Origin of the sequence: Alloacidobacterium dinghuense, assembly GCF_014274465.1 — a bacterium.
In the GTDB taxonomy this organism is placed as follows: domain Bacteria; phylum Acidobacteriota; class Terriglobia; order Terriglobales; family Acidobacteriaceae; genus Alloacidobacterium; species Alloacidobacterium dinghuense.
In genome coordinates, this window is the sequence record NZ_CP060394.1 from 1,055,918 (window position 1) to 1,078,145 (window position 22,228).

Below are 22,228 nucleotides of genomic sequence, written 5' to 3' on the forward strand. Positions count from 1 at the left end.
TGTGCTCCAGCTTTAGAGAGGAGTCTTAATAAAAGTCTTGTCTTGCAAAAGATGTGCGCGGGATTCCTAGGGGAAAGTTAGGAAACGCAGTGCTACCGCGCGATACGTTCTTTGATGCAAATCTTTGAGTTTTCGGCTGCTTGGAATAGATGAAATGACGATGAGGTATTCCTACCTTGGCATAACAACCCGAGCATAACTGAAGGCTTCTAAAGAGTATCTTTATATGTTTGATCGCATAGGCGCTGCACTATTTCTTGTTTTGCTTTTGCCCCACGGTTGTACGAATCAGGAAGCGCGCCAGGCGGCACGATTAAGAAGATCCGTCGCAGGCACTCAATCCCAAGTTTTGGCATTGTATGAGCCATGGTTCGGCCATCCGAGACACATGTCCGTGGGATATTCCTCACATGACCCAGAAGTGATAAGAAAACAAATTCACCAGGCCAAAGCTCTCGGAATCACTGGATTTGTGGTGGACTGGTATGGAGATCGCGAACCTTTCATTGATCAGAGTTATGCCCTCATGCAGACGATTGCCGCCAAAGAGCAATTCCATATTGCGATGATGTATGACGAGACGGATGAAGAAGAAGGGGCAACTGACGAGGCTTTTGCCGATTTCAAGATGTTTCACGACACCTACCTTGCTCCGAATGCACCCGGACGCGAGGCATACCTTACATATGAGGGCCAACCGGTCATCTTTATTTTTCCCAAGGGAGGGCATACGGATTGGAGCCGGATACGTACCGAGATTGACAGATGGAACCCTCAACCTCTCCTCATCCAGGAAAATGAACCTGGGCAGTATGCAGCGGCGTTCGACGGTTTCTATGCATGGATTAATCCTGGAAAGAATGGTTGGGCGGCAGACGGGAGCAATTGGGGAGAGCAATATCTGAATGATTTCTATAGCACCATGCAATCAAAATACCCGGATAAAATTACAGTAGGTGGCGCATGGGCTAGCTTCGATGACCGCAAGGCTGCCTGGGGACTCAACCGGCATATATCTCCCCGCTGCGGGCAAACCTTTACCGATACGTTCAATCTGTGGAAAAAGTATTCAGTGCCAAGTGATCCTCTTCCGTTCTTACTTGTAGAAACATGGAACGACTATGAAGAAGGCACAGCAATCGAACATGGAATTCCTAGCTGTAACGGGGAATCGCAACAACCAGCTATGCGCTAATCGCCAGGAAAGAAGACAGATCTAGAGGCTGGGATATCTTTCAAAGGCATGAGCCGCTTGCGCATGGTTGTAGCCCCACGCCCTATTGAACCGGGTGTTTACTGAACCGTTAAGCTACTCGAAATATCTTGTCTGCCGCCTCCTGTGGGTATTCGCTATCAAGTTGAGCAGCTATTGCTTGAGCGTAGTAGACCTTGTTGATGATTGAGAGTGGCCGACTGCGCACTTCGTCATAGACTCTCCCCAAATATTCGCCGAGCACGCCAAGGCAAAGGAGTAGCAGGCATCCTACAAGGAAAACGGAGGCCGCCACACTCAGACCTACACTGTTCATTGGACTTCTCGCAAAGACGGCAAAAAATGCCAAAACGGCAGCGATACAGATGGAAAAAAGCGATAGAACAAAGCAAAGCCGCAGCGGCTTATAGCTGAAGCTTGTAATAGCATCCATCGCATACTTAATGCGGCTAATGAATGACAACTTACCATCGCCTGCGGCGCGATCCTGCCGGTCATAATATATGACGGCATTTCGATAGCCTGCCCAAGCTCGCAGTCCGGGCAGATACCGGTTTCTTTCCTGCATGGAGTTGATTGAATCCACAGCTTGTCGGTCCATGAGGCCGAATATTCCTGCGTTTAGCGGTATCGGGAAATCCGAAAGCGCTCCGAGGACTCGATAGAAAAGAGGAAACAGCTTCGCGAGAATCATCCGTCGTTCTTGTCGGCTTCTTCTGACTGCAACTACGACCTGAGCCCCGGCCCGCCATGCATTTACCAATCGAGGAATAACTTCCGGAGGATCCTGAAAGTCGCCATCCATGAGCACGATGGCGTCACCACGTGCGGTTTGCATGCCTGCGGAGATTGCACCCATGTGGCCCCAGTTGCGCGACAAGTCAACTACGACTATATGAGGATCTTCCGATTGAAGGGCTTTCAGCAAATCCAAAGACGAATCCCTGGAGCCATCGTTTACGTACACCACCTCCCAGTCTTCGCCAACAGAGTTCATGGCTGAAGCAACTGCTACATGGAATAGTGATATAAGTTCCTCTTCATTAAAGATAGGAACGACCACGGAGATCATTTGAGATTGCAGCTCCTTCGGGAACAAGTGTTGTTACTTACGAGTCGTACTATTTTCTGGTCGTTCTTTTCTGTACTGACGATCGTATTTATTCCAGTTGGCTCATTCGGGGGTTGACTGGAATATGCGCACTCTCCATCGCACTTCCGATGGGGTTAACACCGCGAGATAACGGGTCTTGACTGTCTGCGTTGTCTTTACTTGGTCGTGATCAAGGACTTGCACATCATATTCGACATTGTCGATCAACTGAATGGACAATCCTTCCGGCGAATAGAAAACGATCTGAAGATCGTGCGCGCGGTCTTGATAACGCGTATGGATCCCGAGCTTGGCTTGCTCTTGAATTGTACTCGCAAGCTTGTCTTTGGCGCTTCCAACAAAATCACGATCGAGCAGATCAATCTGATTTTGCTCGAATGCAGTGCCAAAGCTCTGCCACGCTTGCAGATAATCACGAATCACTGCTGCCTCCGTCTGTTTCTCAATGGGCCGTGGACTCTGCAAATTTGGCGGTTCGACACGCACAGTGGCTTGATCGGCACCAAAGGCGGTCGTCGCGGCAAAGATTGAGCAACCGATCATGAGGGCTTTTATCATCGTTATCTTCCCCACCGAATCTCATTCCCCATGACAACTCCGCTTGCAACTGAGATGCGCGCTCCGTCATAGGCGGGCATCTCAACACGTGCAATCCCACGTTTAAGCGGTACGTCTGCGGTTGATTGGGTGCCGTTGTAGGTTTCGGTGAAAGTGACAATAGTCCCATCGGGAACAACATTTCCACTGCAGTCACGCACCGGGTCTGTTTGTAAATCCAGTTTTTGGCTCAATTGCCTGGCGGTTATCCTTAACCCGCAAGGTTCGCCCGGAACCTGTTCTATGACGCGCGCACTGGAAGTCCCACCGGCTCGAGCCATAAACGTGGCAGCACCTTCTTTTGGTGTTGAATCCAGAGTGATCCAGGCTGCGCCGTCTCGAGAAGTAACCGTATGAGTTTGTTCAAAACCCGATGCATTCGAGAGTTCAAAGGAAACCGGAATGGGGGCTGTAATCAAATTCTGATAGGAGTCGAAGACATACACCGCACCGCTAAGACCATTGTGCAGGCCAACCGGAAGGCGAGAAGGCTTCGCAAGAAAACTCAGCGCCGCAGGTTGGCCTGTAGGAACAACATCGAACGCAACGCTGTCAGTCGAGGACGCTCCTACAAGGATTACCGTGTAGTGGCCGGCATTGTAAAGAGTTCCAGCGGGGATAGACGTAGTACCGCCCAACTGTACGTCACGCCGGAGGACCTGGTCTGGACCAACGAAATAGAGAACGGCAACGCCACTACCCTTGCTTTGAATTGAGAATGCCTTTCCCGCTTCAACAGTTTTGGGCAGACCTAGATTGCTGCTCTCAGCAATGGCTAGTTGGGTCGCCAATGCAATCAGGCTTACAATCAACGGTTTCAGTATGAGTCTCATTGGAAACTGCCTGAACTGTACGTAGTTGTGATCGTGCGCTCGTTGCTAACCTTTCTTGCAATGTCTTCCGGAACATTGATTGAGAATGAAACCGGAGCTTGTGGCAAGAGTGCTCGATCAACATAGTGATCCGCAACCCAAAGCAATTGCCCACCCTTGTCGTAAAACGTACTTAGAACATGTCCAATATTTACAATCTGGCCGCTTTGGTTGACCAATTCTCCCGTCAATGTGGCTCCTGGAGCCGGATTGAATTTTTGATTTTCTGTCTCTATGACTGGATCAGCTGAGGCCGCCACCAGAGTTGCCAGCGGATCCATGTGAACACTGCCAACGTCGGATAGTGCTACATCATGAAACGGGATGAAAAACGGTGTAACCTGCTTTGGCAGGAGAAGATGCGAGATCTTATCGAAACTCTCCTCCGTTGCAATCGGCTTACCGCTCTTATCCTGCAGAGTCGCCTTTACTGACACATAAGCGGGGACGACGTCTTCATTCAGAAGCTCCCCCAGAATGACTACACCATCGCTTCTCTCAATAGGGCGCATGTCCACTATGCGAACGTGCGGCGCTTCGACGTCCTGCGCGCCCCAATCGTCTCCAGCGCCACGATAAATCACATCCCATCGCAGATAATTCACAGTGATGACCTGTGGAGGTACGCGAGTCTCTTTCACGATGGGCCATTCGGGTTCCCAATGATCTCCATTTTTGACGACGTGCACATTGCGTGTATCTGCAAACGTCCCCACAACCGTGGACCAGTGTAATGTGAGTTGCAGTTGCGCATCGTTGGAGGATGCATGTAACGGCCTCACTTCAAAATTGTCCAGAGTGGCATACGTGCGAAGGCTTAGATAGCTTCCCGTCAAGTCACGCACGAACTCCGCTTCAGTGAATTCAGCCTTGTTGGCAAGACTCGAATATGCTTTTTGCCATGCTTGCTGACCGATATCTTGCGCCAGACTTGTAACCGCAGCTTCCGGCGTCGATGATTGACTCAGCAGACTCTTCCCGCCAGCGAGAGCCACAGCAGATTGATTGGGCCATAGAGTTCCCACCACAATGAGTGCCACTGTTGCGATTGTGATGAAGGCAGCGAGTAGACGTCCCTTGTTCATGAGGCCATCCTCCCTGCGGCTAGATCGTCATAGACAGGAGACGTTTCCGTCTCCTCGCTTCTGCTCCGGCGCTTCTCCGGAATGAAGACCACGAGGATGGCCAACAAGCTAGTACCGAACGGAAGAGTCCCCCACATAAGGCCTTGCCAATGTGGAGGGATTTGAGGGGCATTCAATGGTGTGGCCGGAGGTACACCTTCTTTCATCCAGACGGTGATGGTTTTGTCCTCAAGATTATCGACACGGCGCCACCCTGCGAACGACAAGAGCGGCTCATAATACGGATCTTTCAGGAATACCCATTTCAAACCGTATCGATCCGCGTGATCCAGGATTGCGCGCAGAGCATCGAGGCCCGGCTTTCCAAAGTATTTTGAACTGGTGAGCGCACCGGCGCCATGCTGTGTCAACTCTGGCAACATGCGGCCAGAATTCCATTCGCCGTCAACGCTACTTGCGTCAGTCAAAACCGCTAATCGCGAGATCTTATTACCGAAGCCCAAGGTAATGTAGCGGTATTGATCGTGGCCGTCGCGATTGAGCCATGAAGCAACTGAATCGACCTTAAATTCCGCAGCGTCTGCCGGTCGATAAGTTGCCCACGCCACCGCTAGTGCGCAGCTTGCCGCCGCGGCGATCGTTAGGCCCACAGCAGCGCGTGTTCGATATCGAGCAATAAGTTCCGAAGCCAGGAGGCCGACAAACGGCAGTGCAAGTAGAGTTGCCCAATAGCTAAAGCGCTCCATGGTCAGGACTTCAAAAGCGCGCCCCAGCAAAAGGCGTCCGACAGGAGTCGTTCCTCCGAGTCCTACCAGAAACGCCAGCCAAAAGCCCAGAAGCAGCGGGCGAAGGCGAGGCGTCATGGAGCCGCGCAGGATAATGAACGGCAACGCAAGGATCAAAGCACCGTACGGAATGACGAAGTAGTTGAGACCCCATTGCGGACTCAGGATATAGTTTGCGCGGCTTGGGTGCGGAATAGGAGCTTGCGTAACTGGGTAGTGGATCAATGCAATCCAGAATGGCAAAAGAACCGTTGCGATTGCCGCACCGACGACGACAGTGATGGTGATCGTACGAAAGGCGAAAGCAGACGTTGCGACTCGCGTGTCGTTTTGGCGATCTATGAATGCCAGTGCAAGAACAGGCACCGCAAAAAATAGTGAGCCGAAAAGCAGTGTTGCGTGGTGCGCTGCTGCCGCAGCTGCGAAGAGAACGGTGCTCTTAACAAAGGATCGCCAGTTCCCATAACGAACCCACTCAAAGAGATAGGGCAGCGCATTCAAATAAAGCGGGGCGGCAGAGGTAGTGCCCAACTGTCCCGTGGAGTAAACCAAAAAGCCCTCTGCGCCTAAAAAGATACTCGCGAGTGCGGCGATTGATGCCGCACGCGGACTAACCCACAGCAGAGAGAATCGGTAAACACCAAGGGCAAGAAGCAGTATGGCAACAAACTGAACTGCCATGTAGGCCATGTCCAAACCGATCATTCGAGAGATCAATGCCACCCACTGCTGGGGTAAAGGTGGGTACGTGGTCTGAGAAAATCCTGCATACCACTTCAGGTTCCAGGGATCAAACCAGTGATGAACATAGTGAGATGCAAAGAAAATATGGAAGTTTGTATCGTACGACTTCAGCGGCAACTTCATGAGTAAAAGTGGCAAATGAACCACAATTGCGGCCATGAAGATGAACGCTAAGGGAATGGGCCGTGTAGACGGTTCGACAGACTCGATGCGTTGCAAAGGTCCCCTCTCGTTTTGCATTTGATTCTGAGATCAGTGCGAAGGGTTGCTCTGTCGACGCCAGGGTCACATGCAGTCTGTCTAAGCCAACATTGCTTGCCGCATCAGCATCAAAGCTCTCGAAATTAAAAGAGTCTCTAGTTGAGCTGGTAGTCAAAACTAGTTGAACTAATCATGACTTCAAAACTTAGTCAGACACTGCTCGAACTAGAACTTTTCCCGGTGACCAGTTGATAGATAGATTTGTCATTCTGAAGATTATAAGTTTGTCTCCACTGCTTGCTGCGCTTTCATGCCCCACCAATGCGCAGACTTACAAGGTAGGTGATGATGCTTCCGCAAGGGTACAGAGCAAATCATCTCAAACATCTTCCCCGGACCAATCTTTGGGTTGGGGTACGAATATTCAGAATGCCCGTCTTGCGCAGTCGGCAACAGCGGCATTGAAGCGTGGGGATCATGCCCTCGCAGTTGACTATGCCCAGCGTGCCGCGCAAGCTGCTCCAGGCGATGCGCAGCTCTGGTTCCTGCTTGGTTATGCGGCCCGCCTTGACGGGAAGACTCAGTTGTCCATTGACGCTTACAACCGGGGCCTTCAACTGAATCCATCAGCACTCGATGGTCTTTCTGGTCTTGCACAAACCTATAGCACCATTGGTAGAAACGACGAAGCGCAGCATCTGCTAATGCAGGTGGTTTCAGCGGATCCAAGGCGTAGAGACGATGCGCTTTTGCTTGGCGATCTCTCCATGAGATCCGGAGACTACACCGCGGCCCTCGAATGGTTAAGCAAGGCGGAACGAATTGAGCCCGACGCACGGTCAGAGTTGCTCATGGCCCTTTGCTATCAGCACCTGAAGCAAATGGATATGGCAAGCCGTTATCTCGAGGCAGCTAAACGGCGTGCTCCCGACAATCAAGATGTTCAGCGATCGCTCGCGGGCTATTACCGTGAAATAGGAAACTATCCGCAAGCAATTGCTTCTCTTAAATCAATTCGCAATCCAAAGCCGGACGTAGCGGCTGAACTCGCCTATACCTATCAGCTCGATGGCAAGCTCGATGATTCCGCACAGCTCTACGCGCAAGCGGCCAATGCAATGCCGAAAGACCTTGGCTTGCAGCTTTCTGCAGCCCAAGCTGCAATCGCTGCGGGTTCGATTGACCATGCGAACTCATTTCTCCAGCGAGCAACAGGAATTGACGCCGATTATTACCGTTTGCACGCAATCCGCGGAGAGATCGCGCAGATACAGGAACGCGACCGGGAGGCGGCAGGAGAGTACAGTTCCGCATTGGCTCATCTCCCGCTGAATCCTGCGGAAGGTCCGCTTTACGGCATCCAGCTTCACATGGATTTGATGGAGATGGACCAGAAAATAAATGATGCAGCCGCTGCCAAACATCAGCTCGAGATAGCACAGACACAAGTCAGCGCGATGGATGACCATGGCCCCAGCAGAGGTCAGTTCCTTCGCTTGAGAGCACTCATCAAAATGAACGCTGGACAGCTTGAGAGTGCTTTGAGCGATATGAGGGAAGCGCTCGCACTCAATGCGCAGGATCCCAATAACTTGCAACTCGATGGCGATCTGTTGATGAAATTAGGGCGCACCGAGGATGCAATTGCCGTCTATAAACGCATCATAGCAATTGACCCGGCAAACCGATTTGCGCTTACGTCTCTCGGTTACGCTTCACGAGCATCCGGTCAAGATCAGGAAGCCGAAAAATACTTTCAACGCCTAGCGCAAGCCTACCCGTTATTATACGTTCCCTATCTCGCTCTTGGGGATTTATATACCTCAGACAACCAATTTACCAAGGCGGAGGCAACCTACAGCAAAGGATATGAGATGGCCCCGCACAATGCCCTCATCATAGCTGGAGGAATGAATGCCGCGATCGAAGCGCATGACCTGAACCTGGCGGGGGTATGGCTGAGCCGTTCAACAAGCGATATGCAACATGAACCGCAAATTCTGCGAGAAAAGGAAAGATACCTGAGGTTTAAGGGCGAATATCAGCAGTCGGCAGAAGTAGGCCTTGAAGCGATAAAGGTGTTGCCAAACGATCGAGATGTTGTGGTCTATCTAGGTTATGACTTGCTCAATCTTGAGAAATACGACGAGCTGCTTGAGCTAACGAACAAATACAACCTGATCCTGCCAAAAGAACCTGACGTTCCTCTGCTCGCCGGCTATGTACACAAGCACGAAGGACAACCGGAGAAGGCGCGGGAGGATTTCACAGAGGCGGTGAGTCGGGACCCCAACGTGGTTACGGCATACGTGAACCGCGGATATATGCTGAATGATCTTCATCAGCCTCAATCCGCTGCGGAGGATTTTGAGGCGGCCCTTAAGCGAGAACCGAAGAACGGCGAGGCGCACCTGGGACTTGCATACGCCAGCCTGGATCTTCACAAACCTCAAGTAGCCCTTCGACAAGCGCAGATGGCAGAAGCCGAACTGGGCGACTCAGAGCATATCCACCTGATTCGTGCCACCGCCTATGGCAGAGAGGGCATGCTTGCTAAATCAGCATACGAATATCGCGCAGCGTTGAAATTTACTCCAGATGACGGGGCGTTGCATTTTGCCTTGGGAGGCACGCTGTACTCGGAGCGACAGTATCATGACGCGGTCGAGGAACTGCTGATCGCACAGAAGCTCTCACAGGACAACGCTTTCATCTATGCACTGCTCGCTCGCTCCTATGCGCAGCTTCAGGATCGAGATCAAACCTTGAAATATGTAGAGCTGGCACAGCAGCATGCGAAATCAATGCCGTCGGCGGCGGGAGATGAGAAATCCGTGCAGAGCGAGATATTTGTGTCAACAGGCCAGGCTCTAAACATGCTAGGAGATCGGACAGCTGCCATGGATTGCTTTCGCAAAGCGCTTGTCGCGCCAGATAGCGACCGCGTGAGCGTACGTTTAGCGATCGCGCAGCTCATGGTGCAACAAGACGATCCGGACGATGCCGCACGGCAGATTGCCTTGGCTCAGATGGAAGCTCAGGCAGGAGAGACGATGCCACCGACAGGCGAACAACTGGTCGAGGCCGCTGATGTATTTCGTGGCTTGCATGATTATCAGCTCTCGCAGACATATCTCGAACGAGCGCAGGCTGCAGGTGCGTCCCAAACAACTGTGCGCATCGGTATGGCGGATAACTATCTCGCACTGGGAGACACCGCCAGAGCTCAAGGTGAGCTTTCGGCGATCAGTAATGCACCTGACAGTGAACCGAACTACCAGTACTTGCTGGCGGAAGCCAATGTGTTGCAGCAGGAACATCAAAACACACAGGCGCTTACAGCTTTTGGTCAAGCAACAAACGCCGCAGGAGATGATCAAACGGCGGAGCAAAGCCTGATTGCAGCAGGGGCTAATGAAGGATGGAGAGTGGCACCCGAATTGAGCCTCCTCTCCGATTTTTCCATTCAGCCAGTATTCGAAGACTCAACTGTTTATGTGCTGGATGCCAAACTCGATGCACCATTTCCAGTGTCGAGCTCTGACACAGCTCTTCTTCCGCCACCGCGGTCGTCAATCGAGACGCAAGGGACAGTTGCATATCATCTTCACTTTGGATACCTACCGGCTCCTGGAGGATTTTTCCAAGTTCGGAACGCTCAAGGTGAAATATCAGTTCCCAGCACGAACTCAGTGGTCAATCGGGATACAACAGATTACACATTCAACTTTGGTTTAAATCCAACGGTTCATTTCGGGACCAATGTGCTGACCTTCAACGCCGGTCTTCAGACAACGGTTCGCCGTGATTCCGAGTCCCCAGTGCAGATGAACCAAAATCTCTTTCGTGTATTTACCTATGTATCTACGAGTTCGTTTTTCAACGTGCTATCAGCTAGCGGTTACATCATTCGCGAGTCCGGGCCTTTCACCGAAAGCAATCTACACTCACAGTCGTTGACCGGAGCGATTGACTTTCGAGTCGGAGCGCCTTGGGGAAAAACCGCTTTAGTTACTGGATGGGGCCGTAATGACCAACAGTTTGCGCCGACAAATTATGAAAACTACTACACCTCGTCCTATATCGGTCTGGAACGCCGGTTTACGGATCGACTGAGGATTAGAGCTGTCGCAGAGGATTTGCGAGCATGGCGAGTGGTCGGCACAGCCTCAGGAATTGCGCAGAATCTACGTCCAAGTGGGACGGTTGACTTTGCGCCAACACGTAACTGGGACTTGCAGGCTTCAACATCCTATTCGAGTACCAGAAGCTTCCACGTTTATGACGCGGTACAGAACGGTTTTTCCATATCGTATGCAAGATCGCTCCATCGCAAGTTTAACGATGAGAGCGGAGAAGTTACCTTGCAGTATCCGATTCGCTTTTCTGCGGGATTCCAGGAGGAAACATTCTTCAATTTTCCGGGCGGGAACAATCAGCAGTTTAGACCTTACGTAAGCATCACGGTGTTTTGAAATAGGGGCCCCTAGATGAAAATCTGCTTAGTTGCGACGTTCCCCCCTAGCGGACGACAGTTGAATGAATATGCATTCCACATTGCGCGAGAGCTTCGGCGCAACCCCGCCATCGAACTGACTATTCTGGCCGACGAACTCACTGACTATGAATTCGCCACTGACGAGGACGGCAAATCATTCAACGCGCAGGAACAGCCCGAGTTGCCAGGCTTCAATGTGATTCGTTGTTGGAAATTCAATAGCCTGGCAACTCCGATCCGTCTCCTAAACACAATTCGAAGATTGAAGCCAGATGTGGTGTGGTTCAATCTCGTATTCTCAAGCTTTGCGACACCAGAAAATCCATTTGCCGCGTTTGCGGGACTCTCTGCACCTGCACTGGTGCGATCTTCAGGTTTTTATACGCATATTACGCTGCATCACATCATCGAACACGTAGACTTTTCTACCGCCGGAGTGCGCCGGGAAAAGATATTTCGTATAGGAACTCAGGTCGCCACTAGGACCCTACTGAAGGCGCATTCGGTTTCAGTACTGCTTTCCGGCTACCGGCGCACCCTTACCAAAAAGTACTCGGCTCGAAATGTTCTATTAGGTACGCACGGAACATTTTCGTCTGTACCTAGTCCCCCGGATTTTACGAAGCGCGGGGATCCGCAGGTTCGTATTTTGGCGATCGGACATTGGGGAACCTACAAGCGGCTGGAGACGCTCATGGAGGCATTTCCAGCAGTGCTGGCAAAGGTTCCGAACGCCAAATTGATCGTCGCCGGCGCAAATCATCACACAAAGGCTGGCTATTGGGAGTCGGTGCGTGAGGCACAACCTGCGGACTTACCGATCGAGTTCCGCGGATACGTTGCTGAAGAAGCTATCCCTGAACTCTTTAGAACGGCCTCGGTTGTGGTGATGCCATACGATTCCGCAACGGGATCGAGCGGTCCAGCCCATCAAGCGTGCGAATATGGCGTTCCCATCCTCTGCGCGGACATCGCAGACTTTCGCGGAATGGCGGCTGACGAAGACATGGCGGTCAAGTTTTACAGGGTGGGGGATGCCGCGGATCTGGCAGACCAACTCGTAACCATTCTTCATTCAGCCGAACTGCAAAAACAGATGTCTGAGCATAATTATGCCGCGGGCATACAAATGACGATGGCCAGTGTGGTTCGTAACTATCTTCGCTGGTTTGAGCTTAATCGATTCAAGCGACATCATGCGCGCGTTGTTCCTAACTGGCTCAGCCTCAGGCTGCGTTCCCGGCTCTCACGTCACGACAAAACATTCGATGTGAGTTTCCCGACTAAAGACGGAAATGGCAAAGAGCGGAGCCACAGTCTTGAGCCCCCTAGAGACTATGCAGAATCCATCGATTCTGCGGATGTTCAAGTGTGGCATGACAAAGAGGCCTTAACAGAACATCCCGGCGGTGACGGGTATCAATCCGCCCCAATGCTCGAAAGCGATTTTTAGGTATGCACGTGATTTCAATTCTGCTTAGTTGTTCTGCGCAAAAGAAGGTACTTAGAGCATGGAGCCATTCGAATCGGGCGTAGAAGCTGATCGAAGAAGCAGAACAGAGAGAATGATATGAGCTTGTTTAGTGGGCGCCGGCGTTTTGTGGAGCATGTTAAGAAGAATGACCTCTTCTTTAAGGTGGGTCTTGGTTGGTTACTCTCTCGGGTTTGTTGCATGGCGGCTGCGACCTTCAGCTGCTCGCTGTTTATTTTGCTGATTGGCTGCGGTAGCGAAAACAAAATATCAGGAGCTCCAATTGTCGGCATAAGCGCCAGCCCAACTTCCATAATGCCGGGAAGCTCTTCCACATTAACTGGAACTGCGACGAACTCTACACAGGTCACAATTACAGGCTCGGATGGCAGTTCGTATACCTTGCAAGCAAACGGAGGCGCACAAACCGTTACCCCAACTGCGACAACAAAGTACACTGCAACAGCATCGGGAATCGGAGGGAGCACATCTGCAAGTGCGATGGTAACGGTCGCGGCAGCGGGAGCGCCAACGGTCAATATCACCGCCAGTCCCACTTCGATAGCGACGGGCGGTTCTTCTACTTTGAACGTGACTGCAGCGGGCGCCACTCAGGTGACGGTCGCTGGTTCGGATGGCAGTTCATATACCTTACAGCCCAACGGGGGGACGCAATCTGTCAGCCCGGCTGCAACAACTACCTATACTGCAACCGCAACCGGAGCTGGGGGGAAGGCCACAGCGACCGCAACTGTAGCCGTAGCTGCGAATCCGACTCCGACAGTCAGCATCACTGCCAGTCCAGCATCCATCAGTGCTGGGAGTTCATCGATCTTGACTGTAACCGCGACGAATGCTACGCAGGTCACGTTAACAGGATCAGACGGCAGCACATATACTCTGCAACCGAGTGGTGGGACACAATCGGTCAGTCCGGCAGCAACAATAACTTACACTGCGGTCGCCACGGGAGCGGGAGGGAAAGTTTCAGCGACTGCGACGGTAACAGTGACTCCGAATCCACCGCCCACTGTCAGCATGACTGCGAGCCCTGCTTCAATTACTGCAGGAAGTTTGTCCACGCTCACTGTATCTTCAGCAAACGCCACCCAGGTCACGATCACAGGAACGGATGGAAGCTCGTATACTTTGCAATCGAGCAACGGAACGCAATCGGTGAGCCCAGATGCCACAACGACTTACACTGCTACTGCGACTGGCCCAGGGGGAAAGGCCTCGGCGAGCGCCACCGTAACAGTGACAGCGAATCCTCCACCAACAGTCAGCATTACTTCTAACCCGACCGCAATCATCTCTGGAAACTCCTCTACGTTGACTGTGACTGCAATGAATGCGACACAGGTAACAGTCACCGGAACCGACGGCAGCTCATATACATTGCAAGCGGGCGGGGGAATGCAATCTGTCAGCCCGAGCAAAACCACAACGTATACCGCATCCGCAACCGGCGCCGGAGGAACTGCGACGGCGAGTGCGACTGTAGCGGTAACTCCGGCGGGCAGCCTTCAATCCGTCGATCACGTCATCTTCATGCTGCAGGAGAATCACTCATTCGATAATTATTTCGGCATGTTGAATCCTTACCGCAAAGCGAACGGTTACAACATTGGCGACGATGGCAAGGAATATGACGTAGATGGCCTCGATCACAAGTCGGCTATCATCAGCAACGTAAACGATGAAGGCACTCCTTATTCCCCATTTAAGCTGAAGAGTACTTGCGTCGATGATGAGAGCTCGGACTGGCTGGCAAGCTATGGCGACGTCAATCGATATGATTTTCTCACCACGCGCCCGATTTTGATGGATGGCTTCGTCCACAACGCTGAAGGCTTTGCGAAGAGCTGCCAGAATTCCACCACTGGCTCGTGCTCTGGCAATTTTACTGATACTCAGGGACAACGTTCCATGGGGTACTACGATCAGGACTTCCTGAACTATTACTACTACATGGCCTCTCAGTTTGCTGTGTCTGATCGTTGGTTCTCCCCGGTTGCGACGAAGAGCATCGGCAATCGCATCGCTACGTTCACCGGCGGTACTACTCAAGGATTGGTCAAGGATCCGAGCGGAGACGACCATCTTTCTGGTCAGCTCGATCTTCCAACAATCTTCCAGGAGCTCGATACAGCCAAAGTGTCATGGAAGATTTATTACACTGTCACCTTGGGCTTTTGCCTTGAAGAAGATGATTGCACGGGCTCGTCAAGCGCGGCATATCCCGCAACAGACTTTTCTAATTTGTCCTATTCATATCAGTACTTGCACGAGTATTCGCCAGCAACCCCTTGTAGCCCCCCAACCGTACAGTCGAGTGCAGTCGGCGATTCATCGAACTCATTCTGCATCGACACGGACCATATCGCTCCGCTGTCTCAATTCTTCACCGATCTCACGAACGGCACGCTACCCAGCTTTGCCTTCATTGAAGCTGGCTATGGTAACAATGACGAGCATCCAGGGTCGGGCCAATCCGTTCTGTTAGGTCAGGCACAAGTGGCAAACATTGTGAATTCGTTCATGACCAGCCCCGAGTGGAAGGACTCCATCTTTTTCTTTAGCTATGACGAAGGTGGAGGACCATACGATCATGTGCCACCCGTCCCCAAACACTCAAATGACTACACCGATGCTTCGCTTGGAACGATCCCGGATGTCTCACAGATTGCGGTGAATGCCGATAACTACAACCCATGTCTACCCGATGGCACCGCCCATTGTGACTTGTCAGCAACAGATCCTGGAGCTAATTCAGGAGATGCCCCGGCAGTCCAGGGCTTTGCCGCACAACTTGGATTTCGGCTACCGAACATTATCATCTCGCCTTTCACGCGTAAGCACTATGTCTCGCACACGCCCATGGATCACACCGCAGTGATCAAGTTTGTCGAAAACCGATTCATCGGCGCATCCGCGCACTTGACTGCTCGTGACGAAGTGCAGCCCAATTTGCTCGAATTCTTCGACTTCACAAATACTCCGTGGGCTACGCCACCATCGCCCCCTGCGCCAGTGACTGCAGAGTCGTTAGGTCACGACCCATGTACTCCAACCAGCATGGGACCATGAGGGCATTATTGTCTAAGAGGGCGGACATCACTGTCGCATACTTCGACTATGTTTTACGCAGGGGATGGCCTTTACTTGGCTCAACCGTGAATGCGAACCTGTGATCATATTCGCGGCCGGGGTGGACGGATTATCCCTTAGGCGTCTTCAGATCGCTAGCGACAACCTCATATGGGCGCATCATGTCGTTATCTTCGTGTTCAAGCATGTGGCAGTGATATACGTAGCGCCCAGTGTATCCGTCGAATCGAATGAGTATTGTGAGTATCTCCTTCGGATTGACCACTGCCGTATCCTTCCAGCCTGCTTCATTTGCATGAGGGAGGCGTGGTGTTCCGGCGAGTTGAAGAGTCCCGCTATTAAGAGCGGGAACGTTGCCGTCTCGATTCCAGTATCCGCACCCGATAATGGGCGCTGCCCCCATGCATCGCCTGTGGTGTTAATCGTTTGGGAATGGGAAGGGGATCTATATATCGTTCGAGAGTATGGGGTGTGCGATACGCGGCATTCTTTAACTCTTCGGCACTGGCTCCGCTTGTCAGAGACAAGGTCGGGACAGATACAGCACACATTGTGAGGAAATCACGCCTGGTTTTCAGCACTCGTTTCTAATCTATCTCATTGCGAAAACGACAATGGCGTCATCGGCCTTGCCTGGGGATAATGGCACTAGCAACGTAGTGTGTTCCATCAAAGCTTGCAGTTACGCTCACATTCGCACCTTCGTGGAGATCTTTGCTGGCAGGGAAGCGGGCTGGGTCAAAAGAAATCTTGTAACTCTTCTCATCCCTTGGATCGACTACGACCAGCAAGTTGGAATGCAAATCAAGAAAAGCAACATTTCCGCTAAAAACGAATGAAGATCCTGGAGTAGCCAGCACCGCGATCTGATTCGCAATCCCATGGCCTTGATTGTCGGATTGGAACTTTACTGATATCAAAGTTCCTTTTGCGAGCCCTGTACCTGAGGAGGATGTTGCCGCTTGGCCCTCACGAGTCACCGCCACTTTTGCGGGGACACGCAGTTTTACTGGTTCGCGAGACAAAACATCATTCACAGTTAGTTCGCCACTTCCAGCATCGTAGTTCAGCACCTGCCCCTCGCACTCGCCTTCAGGAGATTGCGACAACATGTGAATGCTAAGAGCAAAGACACTTGTTCCATCCAGCACAGTTTCGATCGATGCATGATCGTCGGGGCGCAAATCACCCAATTTGACCCTTACTCCATCGCGATAAACTTGCGTGCGTTCATCAAAGAGTATTTTCACCCGCTGCTTTCCGCCGGATACGTTCAGCGTCAACTGGTCTCGCACAGGATCGACATTGTGGATGGCGCCGCCCATGACCGTGCTCTTTCCTCGAGGACTGGGTGGCAAAGACGGCAAGCTATCGGCTGTGCCTTCAGGGCTTGCAATGAATTGCTTATCAATCGTTTGCTCTGGCTTTGCGCCTGCGAATGATAGTTGCGTGATTGCCATACTACTCAAGATAGCGACTGCAAGACATCGGCCCATTCGGCACCTTGGCATTCAAATAAATTCAGCAGTTATTTGATGGTGATTGTTAAGAGCTGGTGGCCTGAAACGCATATAAAGAGAGAATTCGCATGCTGTTGAATGAAGCAAAAGGGACGGTATGCGGCAGCCACCCCGCAAGGCAACATATGTCCGTGCTACGCATCAAAATGATTGCTTGCATCGCCTGATATGTGAATATGCAAGGGGCCAAAACCGAGAGATGCTTCCTACACGACTAAGATTGCTTGCTTTTACCGTGATCATCGCCGGCTCAGGGCTTCGCCCGGTCTGGGCAGGGGACATCAAGATTACTTTCCCAAAGCATAGTGAACTAACCCCAGTGCAGCGTCTAAATCGAGAAGGTGTAGAAGCCATTCGGAAGCACCAGTATGACAAGGCCGAAGGGATCTTCTACAAGGCATATCTTTATGATCCGGCCGATCCGTTCACACTGAACAATCTTGGTTACATATCTGAATTGCAAGGACAACTGGATCGCGCTCAGAAGTTCTACGCGTTAGCAACTGAGCAGGGCAGTAATGCGTATATAGATCGCAGCAATGCGAAACAGCTGGAAGGAAAGCCGATGATGTATGCCTTGGGTTCCCTTAAAGAGGGACCAATGCGCGTCAATCGCATCAATGTGGAAGCGATCAAGATGCTTTCGGAGAGTCGCAATACGGAGGCAGATCTTCTTCTGCAGCAAGCCCTCACGTTAGATCCACAAAATACCTTCACCCTGAACAATTTGGGAGTTGCCAAGGAAGCACTGGGTGACTACGAAGCCGCGTTGAAATACTACGTTGCCGCTTCTGATTCGCGCTCTACTGAACCCGTCGTAGTTACGCTAAATCACGGCTGGAAAGGGAAGCCTGTCAGTGAGATGGCGGCCGAGAGTGCGCGGAGACTTCAGAAGCGAATGCAGAGCGAGTCGGCAGAAGCGCGCGCAACTGTGCTTACTGTGCGTGGAGTGTCAGCGGTAAATCGGAATGATTGGAGCACTGCGAGGCGGGACTTTATTCAAGCCTACTCACTCGACCCCTACAGCGCATTTTCTTTGAATAACCTCGGGTACGTTGCCGAGAGAGATGGCGATCTCGAAACAGCGGAATTTTTCTACGAAAGAGCGCAGAAGGCTGGCAATGCAGATGCTCGCGTTGGGTTGGCGACACAGAGTGCGGCTGAAGGAAAACATATTGTGGCCGTCTCTACCGATAGTGACCAGAAGGTAGATCAACAGATTGATCAATACACGCAGACTCGTCGGCAGCAGACTGGGCCGATTGAACTTAGGCACCGTGGGAGCAACGCTTCAGCACCTTCCAGTAGTACTCCTCCTCAATAAATATCAAGGATATGTTGCATATATGCCCAATCAATCAGCTCCGCGGCTATCGAATGAGTCGATGATCCTTCTCTCCAAATTGCTGTTATCGCGGCGTGATAAAGATGACTCACTTTCACATGCAATCACAAACATCAGTCGAAATGAATTCGGTGACTTGCTGTATCTGGCCAATACGAATCACGTAATCGTACGTGGTCTGGAAGTGTTGTTTCGACTCACGTGCCATGCGCGAGATGATGTGCGTTCCGAATGGGCAGCCACCGCACTCTCAGCGGAGCACGCACGTATCAAGAATGCAACATCATTCCTGCATGAAATTTGTGGAGCATTTGAACGAGAGAGCCTCGACGTTACAGTGATCAAATCACTGGATCACTGGCCCGACCTTGGTAGCGATCTCGATCTGTATACAAGTGCTGACTCTGAAACAGTCTCCCGGTTGATGAAAAAGCGCTTCCGTGCACAGATTGCCCCACGGAGTTGGGGGGATCGCCTTGCTTGCAAATGGAATTTCCTCATACCTGGCCTGCCAGAAGCAGTCGAGATTCACATGGGCCGACTGGGACAAACAGGTGAACAAGTCAGAATAGCTTCCCAGGTGCCAAGACGCGCTCGAGTGATTCAAATCGAAGATCTCACGTTTCATGTATCCGCGATCTCGGATCGCATCATGATCTCGACTCTGCAACGCATGTACCGTCATTTCTATTTCCGTTTGTGCGACATTGTTGACTCTGCTGGACTAGTAGAGAGCGGTGCAATCGATTATGACGATTTGTGCGCCTCGGCGGGAGCTGCCGGAATTTGGGAAGGTGTAGCCACCTATCTGGCGATTGTGTCGGATTATGTGAGGCAGTATCGTGGAACCGGCCTTGATCTTCCCGAATCAGTAAGCACCGCTGCGCGTTTTGGCGGCGCTGAAGTTTACTTCGCGCGTGACTTTTTGCGCGTCCCGATTATGCCGCAGTCCGCCAGTCTTTATGGATCACAATTAGCTGGGCTGCTACGCAAGCGGGAATTGAACAACAGTGCGCGACTCGGTTTGTTGCCCTGGCTGGCCACCGCAGCCGTTGTTGGGCAAAAGCTCACCGGGAGCGACAAAGGTATCTGGTAACCGATACTTCTAATGCCGACTATGCCAGTGGGCTTGAGGCTTAACCGGTACATAGCTTGAACGTAACAATTAGGAGGTGCCGGGATTTCTGCCACCGGCAAACTACTTATGGGCAATTTGGTATTCACAGATCTGGAACTGAACCCCGGCAATCGCGGGACCACAGAAGTTTCCCTGAACATGTTGGAACTGGAAAATGATACTTCAGTCTGGAAATCTTTATTTTCAAACCTTGGTGACGCATTCTTCTCGAAAAGACAACCTCCGCTCAAACTAACGTCAAGGCCAGTAGCGGTTGCAGACCCGATGGCGGTGAAGCGTAACCCAACATCGAGCGCTATTTCTTTCGTCATGCATGCTGGCATGATTGGCCTGATCGTGTGGCTGACATTGCAAGCTCACTCTCACATTGTTCTGCCGCAAAAAGTATCGATTACTCCGATAGACATCAAGCCGTTTATTCCAGTGACAATGCCGGCAGCAAAAGCTATGGGCGGAGGCGGTGGAGGCGGAGCTCATCAGATTGTAGAGCCCAGCAAGGGACGTATCCCACCCGTTGCAAAGACACAGACGGCGCCTCCACAGATACTAAGAATCGATCATCCTAAGCTGGCAGTTGAGCCGACGGTCGTAATGCCGCAGGCAGTGAAATTGCCAGATAACAACATGCCAAACGTTGGCTTACCGCAGTCACCACAGGTCGCCATGGCCTCCCAGGGAGGTGGTAGCGGTTCTGGATTCGGCCAGGGCAGCGGCGGTGGGCTTGGCTCGGGCCATGGCAATGGAATTGGTCCGGGCAGTGGTGGCGGTTATGGTGGCGGAGTCATGAGCGTGGGCGGCGGTGTCGCTGCTCCTCAGGTGATCCACTCGGTCGACCCGGAATTTTCAGATGAGGCGCGTCGTGAAAAGTTCACCGGTGCGGTTGCGATACAACTCATCGTCGATACGAATGGAAATCCTCAGGGCATCCAAGTAGTTCGTCATCTTGGAATGGGACTGGACGAGAAGGCCATAGCAGCGATAAAACAGTATAAATTCAAACCCGCGATGTACCAAGGGCATCCAGTAGCAGTGAGAGTCGTTATCGACGTAAATTTCCATCTGTACTAATAGTATGGATCAGCTAAGAACGCGAGGAGCCATTCGGCTCCTCCTTCTTTTAGCGAGGATAATCCGGCAATCAAATGTCTGGGGTAAGCGTTAGAACTCAATCGATCCCTCGTTCGTTACCTACTTACAGCCCTGACCCTTCGATAGCTCCGACTTCTTGGATGAATGCAGTGAACCCGTCGAGGTCACAGATTGTGGATCGAATTGCACACAACAGTCTCACTTCACGAAAGGTTTATTAAATGTGCAAAGGGTAGGGGGAGCGCTATTGGGTCTTTTGTGCGGTCTGCATGGGAGTGCTTTGGATCTGCTTCGGATAGTAACCGTTGCGTGTCCTGACGATTAGTTTGCCGCGTCTCGGTGACTTCACCTCAACATGCACAACCCGATATCCCCCAAGGTTAGCTGGCTTGGTCGAATGGTAGCCGATGGTGTATTGGTTGCGGATATCGCTGGCGACTTCCATCGCGATGGCATCTACATCTTGTAAAGAGCGCGGGAAGTAGGCTATGCCTCCGGTCTCTTGCGACAACATTTCCAATGCATCCTTCGCGTGAAGTGATTTTTCCCTGTTGTCGTCATCAAAAAGCAATCCGATGGAGTATACGACTGGCCCTCCCAGGTTCTGCACACGGCGGATTGTTTGTCTCAGGTCGAGTCTCGAGGCGTTGTCCTCTCCGTCCGTAATAATCAGCAACGCTTGCTTCGGCTGTTTCGCGTGATTGGCCAATTCAATTGCCGAGGCTGCCACTGCATCATACAGAGCTGTACTACCTCTTGAGTCGACATGCGAAAGCCCGCGTTCCAGGTCGCCGAGATTCGAGGTCAAGTCCTGGTCGATGTAGGCTTCATCCGAGAAGTTTACGATAAATGCCGCATCTGCTGAGTTCGAGGCCTTTATCAGGTCCAAAGCAGCCGTATTGACCGCTGACCTTTTAGCACGCATGGAACCTGAGTTGTCGACCAGGATGCCCACCGATACTGGAAGGTCTTGATGCTGAAACGACGCGATTGTCTGAGGAACATTGTCTTCCCAAACACGGAAGTCATCCCGATTCAGATCCCTGACCAATTGTCCCTTTTCGTCGACTACCGTGCAGTTCAGTAGTACCTCATCAACGTCCGCGTGCAGGGTGTAGATATTGTCATGTGTCTTCTGAACCTCAGACCGACCTGCGTTTTGTGTCTTGGCACTTAAGGGCGCATTGTCCTCTGGATCAGGCGAAAGAACCGGATCGCGGTCGACACTCAAGTCAGGCTGGGACTCCGACTGGCGAGGGTCTGATGCATTCGTAACTGCTGCGGGTGGCCCCTGCGGAGACGTTTCAGATTGCGCTCGTAGAAATAATGACATTGCAGCACAACAAAGCAGAATGAACGCGGATGATAGGCGGCGCATGAGGGTGTTGGAGAACCTTCTTAGCATAAACAGGTTGGGTGGAACCAGCGACCTACCGCAGTCTCGG

Annotated in this window: 15 protein-coding genes; 7 read left to right on the forward strand and 8 right to left on the reverse strand. The window is 51.8% G+C overall.

Annotated elements, in window-relative coordinates; all coding sequences use genetic code 11:
• Positions 1-226: 226 nt before the first annotated feature.
• Positions 227-1,195, forward strand: coding sequence for a glycoside hydrolase family 71/99 protein (locus H7849_RS04285; protein ID WP_186744428.1), 969 nt, complete (start codon positions 227-229; stop codon positions 1,193-1,195).
• A 109-nt stretch (positions 1,196-1,304) separates the two neighbouring features.
• Here the strand turns inward: H7849_RS04285 and H7849_RS04290 are convergent, their stop codons facing one another.
• The 5 genes from H7849_RS04290 to H7849_RS04310 form a co-directional block, all read right to left on the reverse strand.
• Positions 1,305-2,285, reverse strand: coding sequence for a glycosyltransferase family 2 protein (locus H7849_RS04290; protein ID WP_186744430.1), 981 nt, complete (start codon positions 2,283-2,285; stop codon positions 1,305-1,307).
• 102 nt (positions 2,286-2,387) lie between these two features.
• Positions 2,388-2,885 (reverse strand): hypothetical protein, encoded by a 498-nt coding sequence (locus tag H7849_RS04295; protein WP_186744432.1) that lies wholly within the window; start codon positions 2,883-2,885, stop codon positions 2,388-2,390.
• A 2-nt stretch (positions 2,886-2,887) separates the two neighbouring features.
• A complete protein-coding gene (locus tag H7849_RS04300) occupies positions 2,888-3,757 on the reverse strand; it encodes a hypothetical protein (RefSeq protein WP_186744433.1) in 870 nt (289 codons plus the stop codon).
• A complete protein-coding gene (locus H7849_RS04305; RefSeq protein WP_186744435.1) occupies positions 3,754-4,881 on the reverse strand; it encodes a hypothetical protein in 1,128 nt (375 codons plus the stop codon). The genes H7849_RS04300 and H7849_RS04305 overlap by 4 nt, the downstream gene beginning before the upstream one ends.
• The gene (locus H7849_RS04310; protein ID WP_251106602.1) at positions 4,878-6,629 is read right to left on the reverse strand and encodes a glycosyltransferase family protein; all 1,752 of its coding nucleotides are present in this window, start codon (positions 6,627-6,629) and stop codon (positions 4,878-4,880) included. The genes H7849_RS04305 and H7849_RS04310 overlap by 4 nt, the downstream gene beginning before the upstream one ends.
• A gap of 266 nt (positions 6,630-6,895) precedes the next feature.
• Between H7849_RS04310 and H7849_RS04315 the strand changes: the two genes are divergently transcribed.
• The 3 genes from H7849_RS04315 (at position 6,896) to H7849_RS04325 (ending at position 15,670) form a co-directional block, all read left to right on the forward strand.
• A complete protein-coding gene (locus H7849_RS04315) occupies positions 6,896-11,086 on the forward strand; it encodes a tetratricopeptide repeat protein (RefSeq protein WP_251106603.1) in 4,191 nt (1,396 codons plus the stop codon).
• A gap of 15 nt (positions 11,087-11,101) precedes the next feature.
• Positions 11,102-12,562 (forward strand): glycosyltransferase, encoded by a 1,461-nt coding sequence (locus H7849_RS04320; protein WP_186744437.1) that lies wholly within the window; start codon positions 11,102-11,104, stop codon positions 12,560-12,562.
• Positions 12,563-12,982: 420 nt separating this feature from the next.
• Positions 12,983-15,670 (forward strand): alkaline phosphatase family protein, encoded by a 2,688-nt coding sequence (locus H7849_RS04325; protein ID WP_251106604.1) that lies wholly within the window; start codon positions 12,983-12,985, stop codon positions 15,668-15,670.
• Between the two features lie 130 nt (positions 15,671-15,800).
• Here H7849_RS04325 and H7849_RS04330 read toward each other — a convergent pair whose 3' ends face one another.
• Positions 15,801-16,094 carry a multicopper oxidase domain-containing protein gene (locus H7849_RS04330; RefSeq protein WP_186744441.1) on the reverse strand — a complete coding sequence of 98 codons (294 nt, stop codon included), beginning with the start codon at positions 16,092-16,094 and terminating at the stop codon, positions 15,801-15,803.
• Positions 16,095-16,311: 217 nt separating this feature from the next.
• On the reverse strand, positions 16,312-17,016 hold the full coding sequence (locus tag H7849_RS04335) for a hypothetical protein (RefSeq protein ID WP_186744442.1): 705 nt from the start codon (positions 17,014-17,016) through the stop codon (positions 16,312-16,314).
• 394 nt (positions 17,017-17,410) lie between these two features.
• Between H7849_RS04335 and H7849_RS04340 the strand changes: the two genes are divergently transcribed.
• The 3 genes from H7849_RS04340 to H7849_RS04350 all read left to right on the forward strand — a co-directional run bounded on the left by H7849_RS04340 (position 17,411) and on the right by H7849_RS04350 (position 20,762).
• A complete protein-coding gene (locus H7849_RS04340) occupies positions 17,411-18,535 on the forward strand; it encodes a tetratricopeptide repeat protein (protein ID WP_186744444.1) in 1,125 nt (374 codons plus the stop codon).
• A gap of 22 nt (positions 18,536-18,557) precedes the next feature.
• Positions 18,558-19,652, forward strand: coding sequence for a hypothetical protein (locus H7849_RS04345; protein ID WP_186744446.1), 1,095 nt, complete (start codon positions 18,558-18,560; stop codon positions 19,650-19,652).
• A gap of 180 nt (positions 19,653-19,832) precedes the next feature.
• Positions 19,833-20,762 (forward strand): energy transducer TonB, encoded by a 930-nt coding sequence (locus tag H7849_RS04350; protein WP_186744447.1) that lies wholly within the window; start codon positions 19,833-19,835, stop codon positions 20,760-20,762.
• A gap of 265 nt (positions 20,763-21,027) precedes the next feature.
• Here the strand turns inward: H7849_RS04350 and H7849_RS04355 are convergent, their stop codons facing one another.
• A complete protein-coding gene (locus H7849_RS04355; protein ID WP_251106605.1) occupies positions 21,028-22,014 on the reverse strand; it encodes a VWA domain-containing protein in 987 nt (328 codons plus the stop codon).
• Positions 22,015-22,228 lie beyond the last annotated feature (214 nt).